This is a genomic window from Bradyrhizobium sp. MI1.11, assembly GCF_055811255.1.
In genome coordinates, this window is sequence record NZ_JBVVPM010000123.1 from 1 (window position 1) to 5,419 (window position 5,419).

At 59.4% G+C, this 5,419-nt stretch carries 7 protein-coding genes; 1 reads left to right on the forward strand and 6 read right to left on the reverse strand.

What is annotated here, in order from left to right; genetic code table 11:
• The 6 genes from AC0L30_RS42205 to AC0L30_RS42230 all read right to left on the reverse strand — a co-directional run.
• A partial coding sequence (locus tag AC0L30_RS42205; protein ID WP_473406725.1) for a recombinase family protein occupies window positions 1-1,030 on the reverse strand: 1,030 nt, incomplete at its 3' end.
• A gap of 260 nt (window positions 1,031-1,290) precedes the next feature.
• Window positions 1,291-1,608 (reverse strand): SdpI family protein, encoded by a 318-nt coding sequence (locus AC0L30_RS42210; RefSeq protein ID WP_007599121.1) that lies wholly within the window; start codon window positions 1,606-1,608, stop codon window positions 1,291-1,293.
• Window positions 1,609-2,234: 626 nt separating this feature from the next.
• A complete protein-coding gene (locus AC0L30_RS42215; RefSeq protein WP_473406728.1) occupies window positions 2,235-2,879 on the reverse strand; it encodes a CoA transferase in 645 nt (214 codons plus the stop codon).
• Between the two features lie 44 nt (window positions 2,880-2,923).
• On the reverse strand, window positions 2,924-3,133 hold the full coding sequence (locus tag AC0L30_RS42220) for a CoA transferase (RefSeq protein ID WP_473406726.1): 210 nt from the start codon (window positions 3,131-3,133) through the stop codon (window positions 2,924-2,926).
• The gene (locus AC0L30_RS42225) at window positions 3,100-3,570 is read right to left on the reverse strand and encodes a PaaI family thioesterase (protein ID WP_219679409.1); all 471 of its coding nucleotides are present in this window, start codon (window positions 3,568-3,570) and stop codon (window positions 3,100-3,102) included. The genes AC0L30_RS42220 and AC0L30_RS42225 overlap by 34 nt, the downstream gene beginning before the upstream one ends.
• 97 nt (window positions 3,571-3,667) lie before the next feature.
• Window positions 3,668-4,672 carry a quinone oxidoreductase family protein gene (locus AC0L30_RS42230; RefSeq protein ID WP_473406727.1) on the reverse strand — a complete coding sequence of 335 codons (1,005 nt, stop codon included), beginning with the start codon at window positions 4,670-4,672 and terminating at the stop codon, window positions 3,668-3,670.
• 79 nt (window positions 4,673-4,751) lie between these two features.
• Here AC0L30_RS42230 and AC0L30_RS42235 point away from each other — a divergent pair, with 79 nt between their 5' ends.
• Window positions 4,752-5,315 (forward strand): TetR/AcrR family transcriptional regulator, encoded by a 564-nt coding sequence (locus AC0L30_RS42235; RefSeq protein ID WP_007599128.1) that lies wholly within the window; start codon window positions 4,752-4,754, stop codon window positions 5,313-5,315.
• Window positions 5,316-5,419: the final 104 nt, after the last annotated feature.

Sequence of the window (5,419 nt, forward strand, 5' to 3'; positions counted from 1 at the left end):
GAACAGGTGGCCGCCTTCGATCGGAATGCATGGTCGCGTTCAATCGGAATCCCTGGCCGCAATCCCCGGAATCCGCATCCAAGGCCTTTCTCGTGCGTACGAACACATCACTGTCGATTATTGATTCAAAAGCGCCTTCGCTTCTGATCCAGAGTTCTTTTGGATTCTGCTTTCTCTTGGAGCCAAGCTTCTTTGTGCCTCGATTGTAGATGGCAGTGCCGATGTAGGCCTCTTGCCGTAGAAGATTGCTTATACCGCTTTGAGTCCAGGAATGCCCTTCGATGGAGGGAACTCCGCGCTCGTTAAGCTCGCGTGCAATCGCTCTTTGAGTCGCGCCCCGAAGGTACTCGCCGAAGATCCACCTGACGACTTCGACCTGCTCCTTCGCTCCAGGTGCCAGCTTTACTCGATCCGTGGACAAGTACTTTCGTTCGCCAGCCTGCAAACCTCCTCCGCGCCTGTGTCCGTCGCCCACAACCTGTCGCTCTAGCCCGAACGGCGCTGGCCCTCCCATTTTGAAGCCCAGTCTCGCGAGACGCATGGCTCCTGCGTGAACCTTGCCAGAAAGCTCGCGGCTGAACTCGGCTGCCATAACCCTTTTGATGTTTTTTATGATGCTGGAAAGCAGACTGTTGTCATTGTCAAACTGCTCTGCACAATACGCAACTTTCAAGCCTGCCTCACGACAGATGAACTCGTAGTGCGCACTCTCATCGACGTCCTGGAAGCGTCCCCAACGACTGACGTCAAATACGAGGAGATGTCCGAAGTCCACACGACCAGACCGAACGTCGGTGAGGAGCTCGGTAAGGCCCTGCCTGTTTTTAATCTTCAACCCGCTCCGTCCCTCATCGCGGTAAGTGCGAACAATGGTTAGCTGGTGAAGTTGGGCATAGGTTGCGATCACCGCCGCCTGATTCTCGATAGAGTATTGCTGATAGTCTGTTGACATGCGGACATACTGCGCTGCCCGTTGCATCTTTTGAGATTGAGGCAGTCGGTCCTTGCGGACCACAAGAGCGTTCCCCATGAGAGTCCTCCTGCATAAGCGGATGTCTCGCGAAGCCTCCTCCCACCGAAACGATGATAGCAGGAACGGGTCAACACAACGGAGGATGCTCGACATATTCTGGGGCAGCTGAACTGACGTATGATCGGGTCTTCCGCTTCTGGTCCCAAGCCGAAGCACGCCGATCCCGTTGTAGAGTCGGCTATCGCTGGTAGAGCGGACAATACACGCGCTTGCTTCGACGGCCGTTTGTGACTCTTAGCCGACTTGCGCGACCTCTTTCAGCGTGCCGCTCTCGACTTCATCAAAACGAACAGGTGAGAGCCTGCGGCGATCACCGAGAAAATGACTATTCCTAATTCAACACCGTGCACACGTTGCGGCGCATATGTCGAAGCCAGCCAAATAAAGAGCCGAACAGCCGCCATGAAGACAATCATTCCCCACATCGCCAACCATTTTGGGGCGTACCATGTTGGCTCGCCGTTGCGTCCCCACTGCATCGCAACGCGTTCGCGCTCGATACGTGGCCCAAAGTAAAGGTTGAATGTGACCACTAGCGCAAGAGCCAGGCAAAAAGCGTAGTCTGCGGGTAACATTCTTGAGCTTTCCTGTAACCTTAAAGCCGCAGTAGCAATCTATACTTGTCTTTGCGGACCTGCTCGCGTTTCCTTGACGTATGGTTGCCAGTGGCTGACCGGTGAACGGACAGAACGCGTCGGTCCTTGAATCGTTCGAAGCCGGCTCCGAACAGGGTGCTGAGGTTGCTGCTGCGCAGGTCGGCCCGGTGGCCCTGGGCTCCGAGGCCGAACACCCAGGTGCCGTCTGCCAGCGATAACCAACCTGACCACCGGCAACGCCGCCTGTCGCAACGTGCGAACCTCGGGGCCCGATGTAGAAGCCGCTCCAATAATGGACCGTGGCGACGGCCGCTGGCTGCGCCGTTGTGTAAGGCCGGGCCGCTATATCTGCCGCGCCGGCAGGAGCCTTAGGCCGAAAGCCAGTGCCCCGGCCGAGGCCCGGACGATGTGCAGAGTGGCAATGCACGTTCTTCGGTGCCGGAACATCCGGCCGCGGCGGCGCGATCAACAGTGGTTCCCATCAGGACGCAGCATCGTGGCCCAGCTTACCCCACCGGTCCCGGCGGGCTCGGTCCAATGCTGGGGGGCTCGAGCCATCGGCCACTTCGATCACCGTCGAAAGCAGCCGATACCAGCGATTTTTGCTATACGGGCGGAGAAGGTTCGAGCCCAGCTCCCCTCCCTCCGCCATTGCACGATTTTGTACGCCAATCTTCGATATTGGACTTTTCTGCGCACCATCGTGCGCTGTTGCCCCGGTCAGGCGCCCCAGAGTAGCTGACAATTACATTAGCCGGCGCAGATTTGCGGTGATGACAACAACGGCTAAGTAATTTCTCGCCGTCTTTCCTAGACGACAAAACCGGAATCGCGCACGCCCTTGCGGTGGCCTGTCCGGTGCCGGACGAGGTTTCCGTGACGATCGCGGTCCTGCGAATGTCTCCCGTTTGCTGGCTTGTCACAGACACTCTCTGTTTCATGTTGGCCGACCCTCGTGCTTGTCGGCGCGTGGCGTCTGACATCCGTGTGGAGTCCCGTTGCTGCACTGAGCAATCCCGCCCAAGCCCGCAGGCCCGCCCGATCCTGGTCAGTCTGCGAAAGACCGGGAGCGAGACGTAGATTGCCGACGGATTGGCACCTCGGATCGCCGCCGCTCCCAGCCCGAGCCGGTCCATCACGCCGGGACGAAAATTTTCGAAGGTGACGTCGGCCCCGGGATAAAAGTTGCGTCGCCTTGGCGTTGTCTGCTGGATCCTTAAAATCGAGGCTGATGACGGATTTGCCGCAATCGAGCGCCTCCGCGAGCGGCATTACCGCTCGATGTCCTGATCGCTTAACGCGCATGACGTCCGTCCCTTTGATCCGCCAGTATCATCGCTGCCAGCGGTGCTGCGACGTAGTGGCCAAGATCGATCACCTTGACACCCGCGAGTGGACGATCGGTCGTCCCGGTGATGCGAAACCTCGTAAGGTCCTTTGAAGGCAGCAATTTGGTAAATGCAGCGACTGCTAGTCTTGTTTTCGCGGAGCGAAAATCACGCAAGTCGTTGTGCCGTGCGCAAGAAGCTTGCCCGTGTCATCGACGATGCGACCCTCGGCAGTAGCGCCTTGTCTGCCGCGGTGAACTACGACGCCCGAGGCGATAACAGGGCCCGGTCCCGGCTTTAGCGGACGGGTGAGATTCACAGTAAAGTTCGTTGTCGTATAACCCTCGCCTTCATCAAGTGTCGTATGGACGGCACAGGACATCGCCGAGCTCAAAATCACGGCGAGGTAACCACCGTGCACAACCCCTCCTGGGTTTGCGAACTGTGGTCCGGGCCAACCAGTAAACTCTGTGCTGCCGTGCTCTGCCGCGGACAACTGGAAATTCAGTGGCATGCAGATGGGAGCGGCTGGCGCGCCTGTGCGCAAAAGCTCGCGGAAGAGCGCTAGCCCTCCATTCTCTCGCGATGCGGGACGCTCGTCGCTCATCGTCATGGTTTCCTCCCTTTTCAAGACAGCCGGCCTGGCATCTTCGGTTCCGACATATCGGCGGCGTGCTGCGTGCCGCCGTTGATACGTGGCGCTGCTTAGCTCAAGGGGCGGTCAGCGACGGCTTGAGCACGTATTTTCCCGTCGCCTGCCGCGCTTCCATGATGCGGTGAGCTTCGGTGGCCCCTTCGAGTGGCAGCCGCCCGGCAACCTTCACATGAAGGCGCTGTTCGATCACGAATCCTGCAACGGTGTCGAAGGCCTTCTGCGCTTGATCCGGCCGAGCCTTGAACCAGTGGCTGACGTAGTAGCCAATCACGGCTTGGTTCATCGGCATCAGGCGTTGGGCGATGAAAGAAGAGGGCTTCCTGCTGGCGGTCCCATAGACGACGAGGCGCCCGAATGGTGCGAGCGCGGCCAGAGCCTGGTCGAAAAATGCGCCTCCGACCATATCGAGAACCACATCGGCCCCGCGTCCGCCGGTGAGCCGCTTCACCTCGCGCGGCCAATCATCGGCGGTAGAGTCGATGGCGTGGTCGGCGCCCCGCGCCAAGGCTTGCTGCCGGCGTTCGGGTGTGCTGGCGCCGGCAATGACGCAGCCGGCGCCCAAAATCTTGGCGAGCTGAATTGCGTAGTTGCCAACGCCTCCGGCGCCGCCGGGAATGAAGACAGATTCGCCGGGCTTGAGCCGTCCAGCGTCCTTGAGCATTTGAAAAGCAGTCACGCCGGCAACGACAAGCGTGGAAGCGACGTCAAAATCGAGTCTTGGGTCCAGTTTGATGACGTTGTCGACGCCGGCGAGGGCGTACTCAGCGTAGCCGCCAAGACCGTCTCCGCCGAAAAACGCGAACACCCGATCACCGGGATGCAGCGTTGTGACACCCTCGCCAACGGCGTCGACGACACCGGCGGCTTCGCTGCCGAGGATCGCCGGCAAAGGTGTCCGCAGTGGATAGGGATCACCGCGCCGACGCACGATGTCGGCGTAGTTGACGCTCGCCGCTTCGATCCGGATGAGCACTTCGTCAGCCCCGGGCTGCGGTTTCAAAACCTCTTCCACCCGAAGCGCCTCAGCATCGCCGTAGGCATGCAACAATACCGCCTTCATAGATCCCCACCCTCCATTATGACATTTGTCCTAACGTCTCTACGTCTATAGATAAGACGATCGTCCTAGTCAAACGCCCATGACAGCCCATTCACCGCGCGAACAGATGATTTTGGCCGCCATGTCTCTCTTTCAGAGAGAGGGCTATGCCGCGGCCTCATGGCGGCGGCTGGTCCAGGAGTCGGGAGCGCCCTGGGGTTCCGCCTATCACTATTTTCCGGATGGTAAGGAGCAGGTTGGAGTCGCCGCTCTCGAATGGGCTGCACAAAATGTCGCTGGGGGCATCGCGCAGTGCTTCCCCGAAGGCGGCCGCGCTGCGGAGGGTGTCCGCAAGTTGTTTGCGGGGAGCGCGGCACAGTTGGCAAAGTCCGGGTTCACCGCTGGCTGCCCCGTGTGCACCGTTGCATTGGAAACTGCACCCCAATCTCAGGCGCTCACCAAGGCATGCAAGAACGCTTTCGGTCTCTGGCACCAAACGATTGCTGATGGCTTGATCCGATGCGGAATGGCCCCGAAGAATGCGGAGACGCTCGCGCCAGTAATCTTGGCGGCCTTTGAAGGTGCTCTCATTCAGGCGCGCGTGGCGCAATCGCAGGAGCCTATGCGCGCGTGTGGAGCTCAGATTGCCCGGCTTTGCAATTGAGAGCTTCGACTGAAGCTCTACGTCCGTCGTATTCCTCCGGGGTGGGCCGCCTTGTTGAGTTGCAGGTATCCGACGAGGATCTAGCTTTAAGGCTAGCCTTAAGG

Bases quoted from the DNA above. Each gene is read 5' to 3' on its own strand.
- AC0L30_RS42210 (WP_007599121.1), bottom strand. From the start codon at position 1,608: ATGTTACCCGCAGACTACGCTTTTTGCCTGGCTCTTGCGCTAGTGGTC.
- AC0L30_RS42225 (WP_219679409.1), bottom strand. From the start codon at position 3,570: ATGACGATGAGCGACGAGCGTCCCGCATCGCGAGAGAATGGAGGGCTA.
- AC0L30_RS42235 (WP_007599128.1), top strand. From the start codon at position 4,752: ATGACAGCCCATTCACCGCGCGAACAGATGATTTTGGCCGCCATGTCT.
- AC0L30_RS42230 (WP_473406727.1), bottom strand. From the start codon at position 4,672: ATGAAGGCGGTATTGTTGCATGCCTACGGCGATGCTGAGGCGCTTCGG.